Source organism: Spiroplasma clarkii (genome assembly GCF_002795265.1).
In the GTDB taxonomy this organism is placed as follows: Bacteria; Bacillota_I; Bacilli_A; order Mycoplasmatales; family Mycoplasmataceae; genus Spiroplasma_A; species Spiroplasma_A clarkii.
The window spans coordinates 318,302-336,908 of sequence record NZ_CP024870.1 but is presented as its reverse complement, the minus strand read 5'-3'; the positions used below and the strand labels follow the sequence as shown (position 1 = coordinate 336,908).

Here is an 18,607-nt window from a genome sequence, read left to right as displayed (position 1 = left end):
AAGCTATTTACTTAATAACTTTTTTAATGGTTTCTAAGACACAAGTAATTTTGTCATTATAACTTTGAGTTTTAACTTTAATTACCAAATATTTTGATAAACCAATTTGATTTTGCATAGTTTCATATTGTGAAGCAAAAATTGTGACACCAATTGTCCCTGTTTCATCAGAAACATCTAAAAAACACATTTTTTTACCATTTTTATCAACTTTGGTAATTAAGTTGTCTATCCTTACTAGGATATCACAAACTATATCTTTTTTAGTTAAATTTGCAACATAAAATAAATTTTCACTTTTTACTAACATTTTTCTAACTGCTGCCACTGGGTGTGAAGTTAAATAAAATCCCAAGTATTCTTTTTCATAGTCTGCATTTATTTCCAAGCGATCTTTTAAATTGGTTGGTAGATCTAGTTCTAAATCTGCAAAACCTTCCACTGCACTAACTTGTGCTAGATTTAAAATTAAATCTCGATATGCCATAAGGCATCTTCTTGAAAACCCATAACTGTCAAAAGCACCACCAAATACTAAGGCAGTGTATCTTTGCTCAGTTAAACCATTTCCACTAAGTTTTGCTAAAATTTTTAATAATGAATTTAAACTACTTTTGTCTTCACTAAAGATTTTTTTAATTATTTTAATGAATTCAGGACCAATTCCTTTAATGACATTTAAAGGAATATTGATCATACTGTTTGCAAAATAATAAATACTGTTAGGGTTTTTAATATTTGGTCCATTAATTTTATAACCTAAATTACGAAGTTCTGTTAAATATTGTGCAGTTTTATGATCATTGCCAATAACCCCATTCAGTAATGAACAATAAAACTCAGCCTTGTAATTTGTTTTTAGATAGGCCATTCAGTAACTTACTAATGAATAGGCTAAGGCATGTGATTTATTAAACCCATATTGGGCAAATTTCTCAATGTAATTTCAAAGTTCAAAGGCTTGTTTGCTTTCATAACCTTTTTTTACTGCTCCCTTAACAAATTCTTCTTGAAAATCATGCATTAAAACTGCATCTTTTTTCCCCATTGCTCGTCGCACAATATCTGCTCTAGCTAAACTTAAACCTGCAACAGTTTGTAAAATCATCATTACTTGTTCTTGATAAACAATGATACCATAGGTTTTTCCCAAAATTTCTTGTAAATTTTTATCAATTTGATACTTTTTATCAAGTCCATTTTTACGAGCAATAAAAACAGGGATATTTTCTTGTGGACCAGGACGATACAAAGAACTTGTGATGGCGATATCATCAATACTATTTACTTTCATTTTTTTTAAGACTTCAGTCATTCCTGATGACTCTAGTTGAAAAATTCCACTAGTATCTCCTGCTCTTAAAAGTTCAAAAGTGTTTTTATCATTCAAAGGTATTTCATTAAGTTTTAAAGTTTTTTTAGTTGAAGTTTTAACTGAGCTTAAAATTTCTTGAATAGTTGATAGGTTTCGCAAACCTAAAATATCAGTTTTTATCAAACCAATTTTTTCTAAATAGTTCATTGGAAATTGGGTTTGAGCAATCCCATTAATCCCAACCTTGGTTGGGACAATTTCATTCAACATATCATCACAAAATACTACTCCAGCAGCATGAGTTCCAGTTTGTCTTGGTAAACCAATTATTTTTTGCATTATTTCAAAAACTTCACTATATTTTTGTTGACATTTTTGAAGATAATCAGATTCACCAATTGCTTTTTGTAAGTCCTTAACATTACCATCTCTAACTTGTTTTGACATTGTGTTTATGACATCTGCTTCTAATTCAAAAACTCGACCACAATCTCGGATGGCGTTTTTAATTCCAATTGTTTGGAAAGTGGTAATGGTTGCAAAATGTTGAGCTCCATATTTTTCAAATAAATATTCTAAAATTAAATCTCTTTTATCATCTTGAAAGTCGATGTCAATGTCAGGTTTTGTAATTCTTTCTGGATTTAAAAATCTTTCAAACAAAAGTTCACATTTGATGGGATCTAATTTAGTGATTCCTAATAAAAATGCCACTAAACTCCCTGCTGCAGATCCCCTTCCTGGTCCAACTAAAATGTTTTTTGACTCTGCATACCAAATCATATCAGCAACAACTAAAAAATAATCAATAAAACCCATTGAAGCAATGACTTCAACTTCATAATTTAATCGATTAAGGTACTCTTGACGATCAATATTTGTTAAATTATCCAAAGCAGTTTCACATAAGTTTTGCAAGTAATTTTTTGAGGGGATATTTTTAGAATTTGGGTATGTTAAAAAATGATCAACCCCACTATTAATGACATCAGTGTTTGTGTTGTTGGTGATTAAGGTAATGTTTTGATTGTGAACTTCTAGATTAATATATTTGCTGACTCTTTCACTATCATAATAATAGTTTTTTTCAGGATTGTTAGTTTCAGATAAAGTGGTCCCATCTTTAATGGCTTTTAAAACCTTTTGGACAAAAAAATCTTCCTCATTTAAAAAATTAATTTCATTAGCAAAAACTACATTTTGGACATTTTTTGAAATTCAAACACTATTTGTTTTGGTAATTCCAAAAAATAGATTTGTTTTGAACCTATCTTCAATTTTTTCCTTAAAATGAACATAGTTTTCTACACTTGGTGAAAAAATTACTCAAACATTATCATAGTCATAAGTTGACTTAAATATCTCTGACTCTAAATGGTCAATGTCAATTTTTTCATCAACACATGCAATTGAAGAGAGTTTTGAAATAACTTGATAGCCTATGTGGTTTTTTGCAAAAAAATGAATTCTACCATAGGTTAGCTCAAAAGCTACCCCAATTATTGGTTTAATGTCATAGTTCAAAGCAAGTTCGACAAATTCTGCAGCACCATACATAGTGTTTAAATCTGCATAAAATCCTACTTTCAAATTATTAGTTGCTAAAAATCCCAAATAATCTTGAGGTTTTATTGTTGAATTTAAAAAATTATAACAAGATTGGACATTAATTAAATTTGTATATTTCATATTAAACCTCCGCATTATAATTTTACACAATTATTAAAAAAGTTATCATCTTGATAACTTTTTTGTTCTAATGCTGAACTTTACGTTGCATAATTGTTTCATAAGCATTATTAATTTTTGTCATCTCAGCTTGAGCTTCAATATTACCTTGATTTTTATCTGGGTGATATTTTTTTGCTAATTCTCGATATTTTCGCTTTACTTCCTCTGTTGAAGCATTTTTGCTCAAACCAAAAACTGAATAAGCTTCATCTAAAATACTTTTTGAATTTGTGTTCATTGAAGTATCATAAAAATCTTCATTTTGATAATCTGCATTTGAATGACCTTGATTTTGTTGTCCAAATTGATCATCTTCATACATTCTATTGCTGCCATACTGACTTTTTCTATAACTTCGATTTCTTCTTCGTGAACCAAATCTTAGTAAGTCCAGGAAAAAGAAAATCAAAAACACTCTTATAACTGCAAACAAAATTTTAAATAACTCTTCCATTTTTCATCACCTAACTACTTACTGCTAAGAAAATTATACCACCAACAAAAGTCAATGCAATGACAATTGTGGCAATTATTTTATAAATTAAATTATTCTTTGACTTTTTTTTAATTTTTGGTGGAGTTTCAAGGGTCTTTTGTCGCTTATAACTATCACCACTAATTTGAGTGATAGTGATTGATTCATCTTTATATGGTTCAATAATAAATTCAGTGTCAGCAACAATTGTATCACTTTTAATTACATTACCATTAAAAACTCCATACTTATTAGTGTTTTTTTCACTCTTATCCTTCTGCTTTTTCAACTAATTCACCCTCTTTAAAAATATACTTTTTAATACTCTTATTAATTGTATAATCAATCAGTTCTGAAAGCAATAAGTCCTGCTCTTGAATTTCAGCAATTGCTATTTTTGGTTTAGTCACTGGGTTTTTAGGAACATATAAAGAACAAACATCATCAAATGGTAAGACTGAAGTTTCATAGGTGTTAATCTTTTGAGCAATGGTGATAATTTCTTCTTTGTCATAAGTTATTAGTGGTCTTAAAATTGGTAATTTTGAAGTAACATTGATAACATTAATTGATTCAATGGTTTGAGAAGCCACTTGTCCCAAACTTTCTCCTGTAATCAAAGCTTTGGCTTTGATTTTTTCAGCCAATTGGTTAGCAATTCTAATAAAGATACGACGCATAATTGTGATTCGATATGACTCATCTTTAATGTGCATCAATTCTCTTAAGATCATTGCAAAATCACAAACATAAAGGGCAAAACTTGATTGGTTGTACTTCTCTAGTGTTTTTGCTAGCTCAAACACCTTATTTAGTGCCTCAGGGGTGGTGTGTGGTGGAGTCATGAAGTGTAAAAAGTCCACTTGCATTCCTCTTTTCATAGCTAAATAACTAGCAACAGGAGAGTCAATTCCCCCACTTAACAAGCTGAGACCTTTGCCTGAAACTCCAACTGGTAGCCCTTTAACTGCATTAATTCTTGAAGTAAAAATATAAACTCCATCACTTTTAATGACAACATTGATTTTACTCAGTGGTTTATGAACATCTACTTTAAGATGTTCAGTATTACGTAAAATGTTTCCAGCGATTTGGATCTTTAAATCATTTGAAGCTATTGCGAAACTCTTATCTTTTCTTTCCACTTCAACTTTAAAAGTTCCTGTTGGTAACTTTTGAGCAATGGCTAAGGTTTTTTCTAAGATTGTTTCTGTCTCTTTTGGAGCAATTTCAACAATTGAAATTGAGTAAATCCCAAAAACACAAGTTAAAATTGCTGTGACCTCATCTAATTTTTCAGCATTAACCTTAATAGTTAAACTATTGTAATCTTTTTTATATTCCACAAAGTCTTTTAAATGTTTGAGCTTAAATTTAATATTTTGAATCAATTTAGTGATAAAAACACTGCGGTTATTACCCTTTAAAGTTAGTTCTCCATAACGCACTAATATACTTTTCATATTTACCTCACTTGTTTATAGTTGATTTTTGACATTACATCAATTCAAAAACCAATTAATTGATTTAATTCTCGATTATGATATAAATTTTCTAAATTAGCAACAGCATTTTGAATTTCAATGCTTTGAGCTGAATAACGTTCCAAATAAACTATTAATTCTTGAGAAATGTAGTCTAAAAAGATAGCATCATTGATGTCTGTGATTAGATTTTCAACTTCACTGTTTAAAGCTTTAATTTTGTCTTTAACATCCTCAGCCTTAAGAGTTTCTTGCATTGCTAAGACTAAATCAGTTGTAGAGATTTTCTTTGCACTTTCACTAAGTTGACCAGTTTTAATTAAAAAATTTTGCAACTCTGGAACTCTATTGGCATTATTTTTGATTTTTACTTCACATTGGGTTATTAGACTTTGACAATATGTTAAATCATCAACCAGTTTATCTATGCTTGTGGTTTTTTTAGTTAAATGTTTATTTAATTTATCAAATGTTTTAGAAATTGCAATTAGATTAGCAATTACTTTTAAAATTCTACTTTTAAATTCAATTAACTGTTCTTTGGAAAAAGTGCTTGTAGTTTTTCTAAAACTATTTGTCACTTTATAAGCCTCTGTTTCAATTTTCTTTCAATCTTGTTTTGCTTTTTCCATGTGTTTCACTTCATCACTAATGATTTTACTTGGAGGGAAAGCTGCTAAGAATTTCTTTTCAATGTTAATTTGGATAGTCTCTAAAAACATAAGTTGGTTTTCAATATAAGTGACATTGGTATTTAAAACATTGTACAAGCGATCTCCAAATTCAATTGAAGTGCGCACATTGTCAATGTTTTCCAACACTTCTTCAATGTCTTTTTTAGCAGAAATGTACTTTAAATTACTTAAATTTTGTAAAATTACCTGACTTTTTGTAAAAACATATCCTTGTAGTTCATTGATTTTATTTTGAGCAACATTATTTTTAAAATCTGATTGAATTTCTAAAAAATGATTAATAACATTATTCATTTTATCTGGAATAACATTTTTAACTTGAAAGAAAAGATTTGGTGTGCGGTCCAAGCAACCAACAATGAACAAAATTCGATTGTCAATGTTTTTTGCTTCATCAAAAGCAGCTTCATATTCAGCACAAAAAATTGCAGTGAAAAACTTGTCAAAAAGAATTTGCACTGTGCGCAAAGTTTTGTCAACAATTAATAAGCGAATCTCTGTTTGTTGGGTAATCAATGCATAACAATCATCTTTTAACAAGTCAAAAGTTCCTTTTAAAGAGACAATTCGATTGCGATATAAGTGTTCTTCTTGCATAAAAGAATAAAGTTGATTAAATAATTCAAAAGCATCATTTTCTAGTTCTTTAAAATACTTTTTAATTGTTTTGAATTTATTCAGATTTTTTTTGCTTAGTTTTAAAGATTTTGGATCTCTTAAACTATCATCAAAAATTTTAAACAACTTAATTAACTTGATATCATAAATTTTTTTAATTCTTTTTCTCCAGACAGCCACCTGATCTGTTGCCTCTTCATTAAAATTGGCAATTCTTTCAACATTGACAAAGTATTTTCGGATTGAATGGATTTCAATTACTTCAATCGAGTTAAAAATGTCTCTAATAGTTCTTGAAAGAGCTTCACTAATTGCAGCGTAGACCACTAAAAAAATAAAAACAATGGTACAAATTAAAAATAAGGCAATTGCAAACATTGCTAAAATGCCATCTTTTTCAAAAATTTGACTAATGTTTTTTGCAAATATCATCATTTAACCCCTTGCCCTTACCTGAAAATCACCATTATTATAACATATCACCATTAATTTAAGAAAAATATAAATTTATCAAGAATTTTGGTGAAAAAACATATATAATTAATCAAGGTTAATCTGCATTCAAGCATTCCAAAACGATTAGTTTGTGATTTTGTTAAACTAGTAACCCTTGCAGATAAGGGCGAAATATAAACTTCCTTTGGAGGGGCTTGTAAATTTTAATAGGTTTACCGACAAAAAACATTAAAAATAAGGAGAAATAGATGTCAAGATATACTGGATCTACCTTTAAGAAAGCTCGTCGCTATGGTTTTTCAATTTTAGAAACAGGTAAAGAGTTTTCAAAAGGTAAAAAAAGAACAACAGCACCTGGTCAACATGGTTCACGTCGAACTAAATTATCAGGTTATGGACAACAAATGCAAGAAAAACAAAAAGTTAAATTTATGTATGGTTTAACTGAAAGACAATTTAGAAACACTTACACTAAGTCAAAAAAATTGTCAGGGATTACAGGAACTAACTTTTTACAAATGTTAGAATCAAGATTAGATAATGTAGTTTATCGTATGGGATTGTCTTTAACTAGACAAGGAGCTAGACAACTAGTAGCCCATGGTCACATTTTGGTTAATGGTAAAAAATTAGATATTCCTTCATACACAGTTAAAGTTGGGGAAACAATTGCCCTAAAAGAAAAAATGCGTAAAAATGATAAAATACTTGAAGCAATTGCTTCAAGTACAAAAACTGTTGATTTTGTTAAATTCGACAAAGCTAAATTTGAAGGTACATACATAAGATTACCTGAAAGAGCTGAATTAAACCAAGAAATCAATGATGCATTAATTGTTGAATGATACAACCGTTTAATTAAGTAAGAACACTGTTTCAAAAAACAGTGTTTTTTTTGACTATATTTATAGAAAATCCCAAGATTGTTTTTAATTTCCTTTATAATATTTAAGTTAGGTGGTAAATATGAGTTTAAAAAGAACAGAACGTCTTAAAGAACTACACTCTCAAATTGACAAAGAGAATCAGGTTTTTAATAAAACAATTGCAGATGTTTCAATTACCAATCAGATTTTAGAAAAAATTAAACCTTTTGATTTTGATGGTTCTTTACAAAAAGAGATCACCTCATTTTTAAAAGAAGAAAAATTTGAAAAGCCAACAATTGATAATAATAATGATAAAAAAATAATATCTGAGAATTTTATTCGAAAATTAAAAGTTATTCAAGCTGAAATAAACGCAATCAATCCTGAATCTATGGAGAACTTTGATGCTAAAAAAGAATTTAGTGAAGTGTTAAAAAGCAAATTACATTTAAAAAATAAGCAAGATTTACAAATCCATGAGGATGAACTTTATGATAATTTAAAAAAACTTGATAAAAAATTTGAAGAGGCAAACCCCTTTGATTATCGTGAAAAATATAATCCAAAATTGGTTGATAAAGCACTTTATGATTATGAAATTCCCTATAAACAGATGAGCAATGATATTGATAAAATTAGTCAAGATAAAATTAATCAACTGAGAAAATACTGAAAAGCTGCCAAGAAAAAAGATAAAGGCAATATTCATTGGTGACATTTTGCCTTAGTTATAACCTTAATTTTTATAGCTCTAGTTTTACTGCTAGTCTTTATTTTCATTTAAAATAAGCATTTGCTTATTTTTTGTTTATAGATTCAAGTCAAAAGTTGAGCTGACTAATTTTTTTAAAGCAGCTCAGGTTTTTGTTGAATGTTTTTTAAATGCTTAGGTTTTATATTTTGCATAACTTTGATTCATTCATCAACTAAATTTTGTAATTGACGCTTTTCATAAAGTTTTTCTAAATTAATTGCTTGTAAATTTGTGTCTTGACCATGATAATGTTCCAAACTTGCTATTAGTCTTTGACAAAAAAAATCTAAGAAGAAAATATCATCAATTTTTGTCATTAAAAAGAAGAAGTCTTGTTTGATTTTTGTGAAAATAGTATTTTCTTGAGCATATTTTTCTCTATTAATTCTTAAACTCTTTAAAAATTCAGGTGTATACTTTTCAAATTTCTCACTAATAGCAATAATTTCAGGAATAAATTGCTTGATTTCTGCAATTTCTTTTTGATTATTTTTAATTTTTAAAGCATATTGAGTTACTAGACTTTGGAAGAAGACAACCTCTTCAAAAAGTTTATAGTTTGCATTATACTCTCTCACAATTTTGACATTTGTTTGCAATAATTCATCACAAATATTGACAAAATCATTTAAAAATTGGCTTGTCAAATTTTTATAGTTTAACATTTTTTGACTAGTTAATTGAGCCTGGTTATTTGAAAAAATCTCACAAACTTTACGACCTAAAATAGCAGTTTTTTCTCAGTTCTCTTTTAAAGTCAATAGTTGTTGGGGTTGAGTTAATGTAGTTTTGTCAAATTTATTAGCTTCATTAAACAGTTTCTCTAGTTTTTCAATGACAACTGTGACTTCACCAATACTTTTATCCAAAACTGGTAGGTTGGTTTCAAAAAAGTCTCTCAATTTATCTCCATTTTCAAGAGCATCTTCAACACTATTAATTTCTTTTAAAACTTCAATAATTTGTTGCTCTGCAGTGATAAACTGAAGTTTACTTAACATTTGCATTATTAAAATCGACTGTTCTTGAGCATAGAATGATAATTCTGAAATTCTTTCAAAAGCATATTTAATATCTTCTTGATTTGATTCAATTAGATAATTTTTTCTCAGTTTTTGAATTTTATCTGGGATTAACTTATTCAAAATGCTCAATAAATTTGGCATTTTGTCTAAAAGATCCATAATATAACCCATATATTCAGTGATTTCTGTAGTCAAATTTATAGCATTTTCAAAATTTGCCTTTTTAATTGCATTATAATACTGTTCAAAGCGCACTTGGGTTTTTTTAAGTGCTTCTTCCATTTTTTGCAACTGAATTCCTTTTTGTTGAACCACAAAAATGAAACTCTCCTCTTTTAAATCGTCAAATGAAGATTTTAAAAAGATAATGTAGTCTCGCAATAACATTTCTTCTTGTGAGAAATCAAACATTTCCAAGTAAATTATTTCAATTTCTTTTTTTAAGATTTCGAATTTAATGGCTAAATTCTTGTAGCCTTTTAAATTTTTAGCAGTCACACTGAATGGTTTAGTAGTATCTAAAAGATCTGTAAATCTTGTTACCAAGTTATTATAAACAATAGTATAGGTGCGATAAATTCAAAAGTTTCACACTCTTACTTTCTTTTCAAACTGTGGTTTTGTGGCTAGACCTTTGATTGATTGACGCAACATTAACTTAATGGGTGAATTGTAAACCACATGTATATCTAAAATAATACTTTTTACATATTTATTTAACTTAATTATTCTACTAGCTTTAATGATAAAATAAACAAATAAACACAAAGCTAAAACAAAAAGTCCCAAACTTACTAGTGCAATTGGGTTAGGTTCTGTGAAAATGTCACTGATTTTTCTTGTGTACAACATTTGTTAGCCCCCAAAATGTCTTGATAATTTTATTATAGCATAGCAAAATGTTTTAAAAAGTATCTAATTTTCACAAAAAAACACAAGAAAAATCTTGTGTTTAATAGACCTGGATTTTTAATTCAAGATCCAATATTATATAGAATATTTTATATAAGGCAACCATATCAGAATCAGAAGTAAATCTAAGCAGTTTTAAAGCTTTAAAATTTGGCGACAATTAGCAATAAGACATTTTGTTAAAAGGATGCTTAAGTAGAGTTTCTAATTTAAAAGACTGGTTGCAACTTGTAAACTGTCATAGTTGCAAGTTTACATGTTCTAATTAAATTGTTATGAAAATCATATAGCTAGTTCATTCAAGTTCTGCCTCTGAAAGGTAGGTCAGAGCAGCTTGGATTTCAAGATTTTCATTGACATAGTTAATAAATTAAAATATTAAGTGTTTTTTTAAAATATGTAGAATAGGATAGATGTGTTTTTGCTTTTTTACCATATAACTTATGAGGATCATTGTCAAACTTATTTTTACCACACTTTTTTTATTAAAAATCAAACAAGATTACTGTTTTGACAAATTTGTTATACAGCTTCAAAGTAATAAAATTTTTTAAAGAATAAACATTATTAATTAACTTAAATTTTTATGGTAGGAAAATACAAATTCTTGCATTTGAATTTGTTTGCTCTAGCTATGGATTGGGCTTAGAAAAAAGACAATTTGCAAAACATACCCCATTGCATAACTCTGATAACTAAACTGAGACACCAGATAGTCTTTAACTTAAATTCCGTAGACTTCGAGTAAACTTTTGTTTAGCTGTTCACAGCTAAATCTCAAATTATTGTTAAGTCAAACAATTAGCGATTTGTTTGACATGTTCTTCCTTGTAAACACAAGGGTTACATTAAAAGATTGATACATATTTATTTTAGTATTCACCTAATAAATATTTGTGCATTCTCTCTAAGGTAGAAATAAATTGAAATAAGAGTAATGCCATTGATTGATAGGCCTGTTTGGCCAAAAACAATTAAAGTTTGACATAGTCAAAACGTGTATAATATCTTTTCCCTTTCCCAACTCCTTCAAAAAAAATCATATTACAGTTTTGGTAAAAATTCAATGCTTTTTACCAAACTCGAAAGTTATTTTATAAAATCCGAAGTTTTTTTATTGCTCCTAGTATCAGTGTTTAAAAAAACAAAGCTAAAAGGCTTTGTTTTTAAATCTTAAATTACACAAGCATCACAATCATAGTTTTCACTATCTTCTAACACTTCTTGTCTAATACGCACATAATAAATTGAAGCACAACCTTGTTTAAAAGCTTTAATATATGCTTTATTTAGGTCACGAGTTGTTGCAGAATCAGTCATAAATAAAGTTAAAGATATTGCTTGATCAACGTGTTGTTGAGCTGCTGCTACAATATCAATTATCGGACCTGGACCCAATTCATAAGCACCTAAGGCATAGTATTCCATGTTATCAAAACTTATATCATATGCTGGTACATAAACTCTACCTAGTTTTCCTTCTTTTCTGACTTCAACTGGTGATACCACTGGTTGTAAACTTGGAGTACAACTTGATAAATAACTAATTGAACCAGTTGGTGCTACAGCCATTAAATGTGAATTGGCAATTCCATCAACTTTAATTTTTTCAACAAGCTCAATTCAATCTTTTTGAGTTGGAATTTGAACTTGATATTTTGTAAATAAGTTGGCAACATTTTTGTTTGTTGGGGTTCATTTATCTGGTGCACAATTTGTGTATTTAGCAAAGTAACTTCCATCTGCAAACTTAGATTCCTTAAAGCTTTTAAATGGACCAAATTTTTTACTTAATTTATGTGAAGCACTAATGGCATGAAAAGCCATTGTGTAGAAAAATATATTGGTAAAATCAACTGCATCAGTTGAGTTGTAAAAAATCTTGTTTGTTGCTAAAAAACCATGTAAATTCATAGCTCCTAAACCAACTGCATGATTGTTAACATTTCCATTTTGAATTGATGGTGCACTTGAAAGATCACTATTTCTTGAAATAAAATCTAATGCCTGAATTGCATTATTAATAGTATCTCCAAATTCAACTCCTGCCTCCATTATTTTTGCAATATTTATTGAACCTAAATTACAACAAATGTCTTCTCCTAATTTTGCAAAGCTAAGATCTGGGTTATATTCACTCGGTGTGCTAACTTGAACAATTTCACTACATAAATTACTCATAACGATTCTTCCTTGTTTGGCATGAGCATTATTGTTATTAACTGTATCATCAAACAATAAATAAGGGTAACCACTTTCAAAATGCAATTCAGCAATTAATTGAAATAGTTTTCTAGCATTAATAAATGTTTTTTTAATATTTGGATTATTTAACATATTTTCATATTCTGCAGTTATGGAAATATCTGACATTGGTTTGTGATAAACTTTTTCAATATCATAAGGACTAAATAAAGCCATTTCTTTATTTTCTCTGGCTAATTCAAAGGTAATATCTGGAACAACTACCCCTAAAGATAAAGACTTAATTCTAATTTTTTCATCAGCATTTTCTCTTTTGCTATCTAAAAATGAAATAATGTCTGGATGGTGAATATTTAGATAAACTGCTCCAGCTCCCTGTCTTTGTCCTAATTGATTTGCATATGAAAATGAGTCTTCTAAAATTTTCATAACTGGAATAACTCCAGAACATTGTCCTTCAATATTTTTAATTGGAGCACCAAATTCACGTAAATTTGTTAAACACAAAGCAACTCCTCCACCACGTTTTGAAAGTTGCAAAGAAGTGGTCACTGCTCTAGCAATTGACTCCATGTTATCTTCAACCCTTAACAAATAACATGAAATATATTCTCCACGTTGTTGTTTTCCAGCATTTAAAAAAGTTGGAGTAGCTGGTTGATATCTTCCAGTCATTAATTCTTTTAAGATGGCTTGGGCTGCAAGAAAGTCTCCTCCACCTAAAAATAGAGCATTCATAATAGCTCTCTCTTCAAAGTTTTCTAAATATTCTTTTCCATCAAAACTTTTCAAGCAATAAGCATTATAGAATTTTAATGCTCCCATGAAACTTGTTCATTCTCTCTTAAATGAATAAGCATAGTTTGTAATTTCTGTAATTTGTTCAATGGTATATTGGTCAACTACCTTTGCCTCATAGTAGTTGTTCTCAACAAGATATTTCATACGTTCTGCAACACTTTTAAAGACCTTAGTATTTGGTAAGACATGTTGCTCAACATAAACCTTAGCAGCTTCTCGGTCTTTTTTAAAATTATCTACTCCTTTTTCGAAAAATTTGGACTTAGCATTTAGGGCAATGTATTCATCGTTTTCATTTCCAAACAATTTTGCCGCATTATTATGTTTCATTTGTTATTCTCCTTTTCAAAAATTATTAATGATGTCATATAAATTATCGACATCTTGACTTGTTCCCAACAATTCAAATTGATAGAGCATTGGCACATTTAATTTTTTAGAAATAATTGGGCCAGCAATAGCAAATGTATCTCCAAAATTTGTATTTCCTGATGCTACTACACCTTTGCAATGACTACGATTAACTTCATGATTTAAAAATTTTATTACTTGTTTTGGCACAGCTCCTTTACGATCAGAACCCCCGCCCCCATAAGTTGGCACAATCAAAATGTAGTCTTGAGTTACTAATAACTCTTGATCTAATTCAATCGGTATTCTTGAATTTGCAATTCCTAATTTTTCAATAAATCTGTGGGTATTATTGGAATGTGAGGAAAAATAAACAACATGTTTTTTCCCAGTTGGTTTAGCAACTTTGTCTGCACCAACTTTGATAACATCATCATGCATTAAAATTCTCAATCCTCATCTTCAGTTTCCTCTGTAACACCCATAATATATGATGAACCATTTCCAGAAAAGAAATCATGGTTTTCATCAGCTCTAGCAGAAATTTGAGTAAAAATTTCAGGTTCAATTCTGGTTTCTTCTTCTGTGAAAGGTGACTCATAACCCAAGTTTTGTAAAAACTTTCCAGCATTATATAAACTAAATCGAATGGCATCATCTGCAATATCAAATCCAGCATATAACTCTTTTAAGTAAGTTGTTTCAAGGTCAATTAATTGATACAACAAATCAAACACAAATTTCTTCATTTCAGCTTGCTTTTCAGGTGCAAGTTTTTCGACTTTTCTTTGGTATTTGTAACCACTGTAATAGTTGTGAATAACTTTATCTCTTAAAATTAACCTGATGATATCAGAAGTGTTTGGTAATTTTTGACGAGCAGATAAGTAGAATGGTAAGTAAAAACCTCCATATAGTAAGAAACCTGGCATTAAAGCTGCAGCAACTTTTGATTTAAGTGGGTCACTCCCTCGATAAAAGGGAATTAAAATTTCTGCACGTTTTTGTAATGATTCAGTATTTATAACTCATTCATGTGCTTCTTCAATTTGTTCACTTGAACAAAGAGTTGAAAAAATTGTTCCATAACTTCGAGCATGGACTGCTACCATAAATGCAAAGTTAGTATAAATTACTTGTTCATGATCGGTTAATGAATGATCAACTTGAGCGACATCCCCAACTGTGGCTTGAATTGTATCCAATAAAGTTAGCCCTGTGAAGGTGCGAGTTACTAGTTGTTGTCATTTAACATCCAAAGTTTTTCATGACATTAAGTCATTTGAAACTGGGATTTTTTCAGGTAATCAAAAATTCTGAGTTACCCTATTTCAAACTTCAAGGTCTTTATCATCATTCATTACATTTCAGTTTACAGATCTCATCTTGCCTTTAAAACCATCAAGTGCAAATTGCACTGGTGAGACTGATTCATCATAGTATTTATTTTTTTTATTATTGTTTGCCATAAATTTTCTCCTTAATCATCTACATGCAACTAAGTATTTTACTTATAAAATTAGACTATAAAAACACATTATCAGATACCTAATGATTCAAAACTAAAGTGAAGCTGACTAAAAAATTATTGTTAGACTAACATGTTTTTGTATTTTATAAAACCTAGTTGTAATGTAATACTACTATATGTACCATAGTTATTCAACCAATAAAATTGTTATCTTGTAGAATAAAAAAAAATTTCATTTTTAAATGAAATCATTGACAGTTATCGACTTTTTTGACGAGAATAAGTCTGTCCCAAAACCAATGATTGGGGGAAGTATTTCATTGCAGTCACTAAAAATCGATTCCCAAGACCGAGTAAAATGATATTTTTTTTCATAACTTTTAATGCCTTTTTTAAACTTTGGTGACAAAACTTTTCAGGAGTCATTCCTTTGATTTTTGGTGGTTTTTTATTGGTGTTTTGGTATTCACTTCGACTTCAAAAATCAGTTTTGATAGGTCCTGGACAAACACTAATAACTCGCACCAGTGATTTTTGTTTTTTTAACTCTGTATTAATAGCAGTGCTTAAACTTAATACATAAGCTTTTGATGCAAAATAGGTTGAAAACACTGGACCAGGAGCAAAGGCTGCAATTGAAGCTAGGTTAATTACTCGCCCACAATTTTTTTCAACAAAATGTTTAACAAACAATTTAGTCAAAATATGTAATGCTTTGATATTCAAGTCAATCATATTTAGTTCTTTTTCTAAATCAGTATCTTTAAATAATCCTCAAACTCCATAGCCTGCATTGTTAATTAATAAAGAAACATTGAATTTAATTGCTCTTGCAAATAAACTGTGACAATTTTTCAAATCACTTAAATCATAATCTCAGGCTTGAATATCTAGATGAGGATACTGAGTTTGTAATTTTTGTAATGACTTTGTCTCTCTAGCAACCCCAATAATATTATAGTTTTGTTTTAATAACTCCTCACAATAGGCAAAACCCAAGCCCTTGCTGGCTCCAGTAACTAGTGCATATTCATTGGTATTATTTTTTTTCATAGTTTTCACTCTCTTTAGATAGTATTAATTAAATATTTAATTAACGATTTTTTTGGTATTTATAAACTGAGTTTAATGCTCAACTCTCAGGTATTCATTTATTTAACTTAATAATGAGTTTATTTGTAAGTCCTGTAATTAAATAATTTTTACGTTTTGTTTTTAAACCGGCTTGCAAACTCTTTCGAGCATAAGTGCTAGTTTTCATGATTTTTACTGGTGTTTTCACTACAGCACCTTTACGATTACTACTGCGACTTCAAAAATCAGTTTTAAGAGCACCTGGACATAAAGTAATTACTCGAACAGGAGCTTTGGTTTTTTTAAGTTCAGTGTTAATGGCAGTACCTAAACTTAAAACATATGCTTTCGAAGCATAATATGAAGAAAAAACTGGAGCTGGTGAAAATGCAGCCATTGAACTTATATTTAAGATTCTACCTGCTTGTTTTTCTAAAAATAATTGTAAAAAATATTTAGTTAGAGCATGTAGGGATTTAATATTTAAATCCAACATATTCATTTCTTGTTCTAAATCTGTTTCCTTAAAAAAGCCTCAAACTCCATAGCCGGCATTATTGATTAAAATTTCAACATCAAAAGCTTGTGCCTTATCAAAAAGTTTTTTATTATTTTCAAAAATACTAAGATCAAAATTTCAAGCTTGAACATCTAGACTGGGGTACTTTTCTTGAAGTTCCATTAATGCACTAGTGTCTCGGGCAACTCCAATAACATTATAATTTAACTTCAACAATTCTTCACAATATGCAAAGCCCAAACCCTTGCTAGCTCCAGTAACCACAGCATATTTATTTGTAGATGCTTTTTTACTCATCCTTATTGCCTCTTACTTTAGTTTCTGTATCTTTAGATTTTTTTGCTTTATCTTTTACTGTTGTTTTTTCTAAACCTGTATCTAATAAAGTTTTTCTGTTCAAATAAATGTAATTTGCTGCTGAAATTATTGATAAAACTGTGGCAATATACATTGGAATCATAACAATTTGGTTTAATCACCCATATTCACCATACATCTGAGCTGTTCCATCAAACATTTGTGAACCTAAGAAAAATAAAATGGTTAAACCTAACATTTCAAATGCTGCACGATATTTTCCTAACTTATTAGCAGCCATAACAACATTTGCTTTAGCAAGCACTTGACGAACTACGTCTATCAAAAAATCTCGACAAATTAAAATAATACATATTCAGGCTGGAATTATATTGGCAATTGTAAACATAACTAATACCGAATTTGTTAATAATTTATCTGCAATTGCATCAAAGAACTTACCAAAAGTTGTAACTAGATGGTGTTTTCTAGCAATGTATCCATCAAGTGCATCACTTAATGATGCTAAAATAAATAAAATCCCTGCAACTAAATAAGCAACTGGTAGTTGGTAATTGCCAGCTCCAATTGTTTGGTTTCAAACCCCAAAAAAACTTGGAACTGAACCATTAAAATCGTGCAACATCATTAAAACTACAATTGCTGGTAGTAAAATGATTCTAAATAAAGTGATGCGGTTTGCTCAATTCATATATTTTCCCCATTTCCTAATTCCATATTATTATACACTTTTTCATAATTTTGTACCATTTTATCCCTTGAATTAAAATTTACTGTTTTATTAATTTGTTTGGACCGCTTTAACTGACTACTAATCTACGAATTTTAAAATTTATTTGTTTTTCACAAAAAAAGTGTATAATTTAATTAATTATGGGAAACGAGAGATAAAACATGCATACATCTAGAGGTAAATCAAATTGAAAATCTGTTGTTAAAATTTTACTTTGCCTTGGTTTAATTGATTGAGTTTTATTTCTCCTAAACTTTGAGCACTTTATTTTCTTTGTGGTTCCTGTCTTTTTTATTGTTTATTGTTTACTTAAAGTTTTAAGTAGAGTTTCAAGAAAATTACTTTGAGGGTCTGAACAAAAATATGACTCAAGAAAAAACTTAATTGTCAAAACAGCCACTATAATTTCACTTTTTATAATAGCTAGAGTACTTACTATCCACTTTAATGAGCAATATGTCAACATTTTAAAAGTCTTATACTTATATTGAATTATTAGTAGTTATGTTTGTTTAGCACTTTGAATGAATCTGGATTTTTACTTAAATCAACAAAATGAAAAGCTAATTAGAATTATAATTGTTATCTTTAAAAAAGTGCTGTTTTTCAAAGATAATTTTACTCTGTTTTTAAACTATATTAACAACTTTTTCAAAAGAAAAATAGATCATCAAGAGTTATTAAAATTTAGAGTTATTCAACCACAAAAATCTAAGTTAATTAAATTAAACCAAACAGTTTATGGTGATCAATTTTAAGACCCTTATTTTTTAAATCTGTTTAAAAAATAAGGAGGAAAT

General features: G+C 28.9%; 15 protein-coding genes. 3 read left to right on the top strand and 12 right to left on the bottom strand.

Features of this window, described 5'->3' with window-relative positions:
* Positions 1-7: 7 nt before the first annotated feature.
* The 5 genes from dnaE to SCLAR_RS01480 form a co-directional block, all read right to left on the bottom strand.
* A complete protein-coding gene (gene dnaE / locus SCLAR_RS01500) occupies positions 8-3,004 on the bottom strand; it encodes a DNA polymerase III subunit alpha (protein WP_169921832.1) in 2,997 nt (998 codons plus the stop codon).
* Between the two features lie 67 nt (positions 3,005-3,071).
* A complete protein-coding gene (locus SCLAR_RS07290) occupies positions 3,072-3,500 on the bottom strand; it encodes a J domain-containing protein (protein WP_100254188.1) in 429 nt (142 codons plus the stop codon).
* A 10-nt stretch (positions 3,501-3,510) separates the two neighbouring features.
* Complete coding sequence (locus SCLAR_RS01490) at positions 3,511-3,810, bottom strand: hypothetical protein (RefSeq protein ID WP_100254187.1); 300 nt, start codon at positions 3,808-3,810, stop codon at positions 3,511-3,513.
* On the bottom strand, positions 3,791-4,984 hold the full coding sequence (gene thiI, locus SCLAR_RS01485) for a tRNA uracil 4-sulfurtransferase ThiI (RefSeq protein ID WP_100254186.1): 1,194 nt from the start codon (positions 4,982-4,984) through the stop codon (positions 3,791-3,793). Before thiI ends, SCLAR_RS01490 begins: the two co-directional genes overlap by 20 nt.
* Positions 4,985-4,986: 2 nt before the next feature.
* Complete coding sequence (locus SCLAR_RS01480; protein WP_100254185.1) at positions 4,987-6,750, bottom strand: septation ring formation regulator EzrA; 1,764 nt, start codon at positions 6,748-6,750, stop codon at positions 4,987-4,989.
* Between the two features lie 272 nt (positions 6,751-7,022).
* Here SCLAR_RS01480 and rpsD point away from each other — a divergent pair, with 272 nt between their 5' ends.
* Together rpsD and SCLAR_RS01470 are read left to right on the top strand one after the other, a co-directional pair.
* Complete coding sequence (rpsD, locus tag SCLAR_RS01475) at positions 7,023-7,640, top strand: 30S ribosomal protein S4 (RefSeq protein WP_100254184.1); 618 nt, start codon at positions 7,023-7,025, stop codon at positions 7,638-7,640.
* A 100-nt stretch (positions 7,641-7,740) separates the two neighbouring features.
* Positions 7,741-8,427 (top strand): hypothetical protein, encoded by a 687-nt coding sequence (locus tag SCLAR_RS01470; protein ID WP_100254183.1) that lies wholly within the window; start codon positions 7,741-7,743, stop codon positions 8,425-8,427.
* Between the two features lie 62 nt (positions 8,428-8,489).
* Here SCLAR_RS01470 and SCLAR_RS01465 read toward each other — a convergent pair whose 3' ends face one another.
* The 7 genes from SCLAR_RS01465 to pgsA form a co-directional block, all read right to left on the bottom strand.
* Positions 8,490-10,274, bottom strand: a complete 1,785-nt coding sequence (locus SCLAR_RS01465) for a hypothetical protein (protein WP_100254182.1) — start codon at positions 10,272-10,274, stop codon at positions 8,490-8,492.
* 1,233 nt (positions 10,275-11,507) lie between these two features.
* The gene (nrdE, locus tag SCLAR_RS01455) at positions 11,508-13,670 is read right to left on the bottom strand and encodes a class 1b ribonucleoside-diphosphate reductase subunit alpha (RefSeq protein ID WP_100254180.1); all 2,163 of its coding nucleotides are present in this window, start codon (positions 13,668-13,670) and stop codon (positions 11,508-11,510) included.
* A gap of 3 nt (positions 13,671-13,673) precedes the next feature.
* Positions 13,674-14,132, bottom strand: coding sequence for a class Ib ribonucleoside-diphosphate reductase assembly flavoprotein NrdI (gene nrdI / locus SCLAR_RS01450; RefSeq protein ID WP_100254179.1), 459 nt, complete (start codon positions 14,130-14,132; stop codon positions 13,674-13,676).
* The gene (gene nrdF, locus SCLAR_RS01445; RefSeq protein WP_100254178.1) at positions 14,132-15,160 is read right to left on the bottom strand and encodes a class 1b ribonucleoside-diphosphate reductase subunit beta; all 1,029 of its coding nucleotides are present in this window, start codon (positions 15,158-15,160) and stop codon (positions 14,132-14,134) included. The genes nrdI and nrdF overlap by 1 nt, the downstream gene beginning before the upstream one ends.
* A gap of 260 nt (positions 15,161-15,420) precedes the next feature.
* A complete protein-coding gene (locus tag SCLAR_RS01440) occupies positions 15,421-16,215 on the bottom strand; it encodes an SDR family NAD(P)-dependent oxidoreductase (RefSeq protein WP_100254177.1) in 795 nt (264 codons plus the stop codon).
* Between the two features lie 40 nt (positions 16,216-16,255).
* Positions 16,256-17,053 (bottom strand): SDR family NAD(P)-dependent oxidoreductase, encoded by a 798-nt coding sequence (locus SCLAR_RS01435; protein ID WP_100254176.1) that lies wholly within the window; start codon positions 17,051-17,053, stop codon positions 16,256-16,258.
* A complete protein-coding gene (gene pgsA, locus SCLAR_RS01430; protein ID WP_100254175.1) occupies positions 17,046-17,765 on the bottom strand; it encodes a CDP-diacylglycerol--glycerol-3-phosphate 3-phosphatidyltransferase in 720 nt (239 codons plus the stop codon). The genes SCLAR_RS01435 and pgsA overlap by 8 nt, the downstream gene beginning before the upstream one ends.
* A 203-nt stretch (positions 17,766-17,968) precedes the next feature.
* Between pgsA and SCLAR_RS01425 the strand changes: the two genes are divergently transcribed.
* A complete protein-coding gene (locus SCLAR_RS01425; protein ID WP_100254174.1) occupies positions 17,969-18,565 on the top strand; it encodes a hypothetical protein in 597 nt (198 codons plus the stop codon).
* Positions 18,566-18,607: the final 42 nt, after the last annotated feature.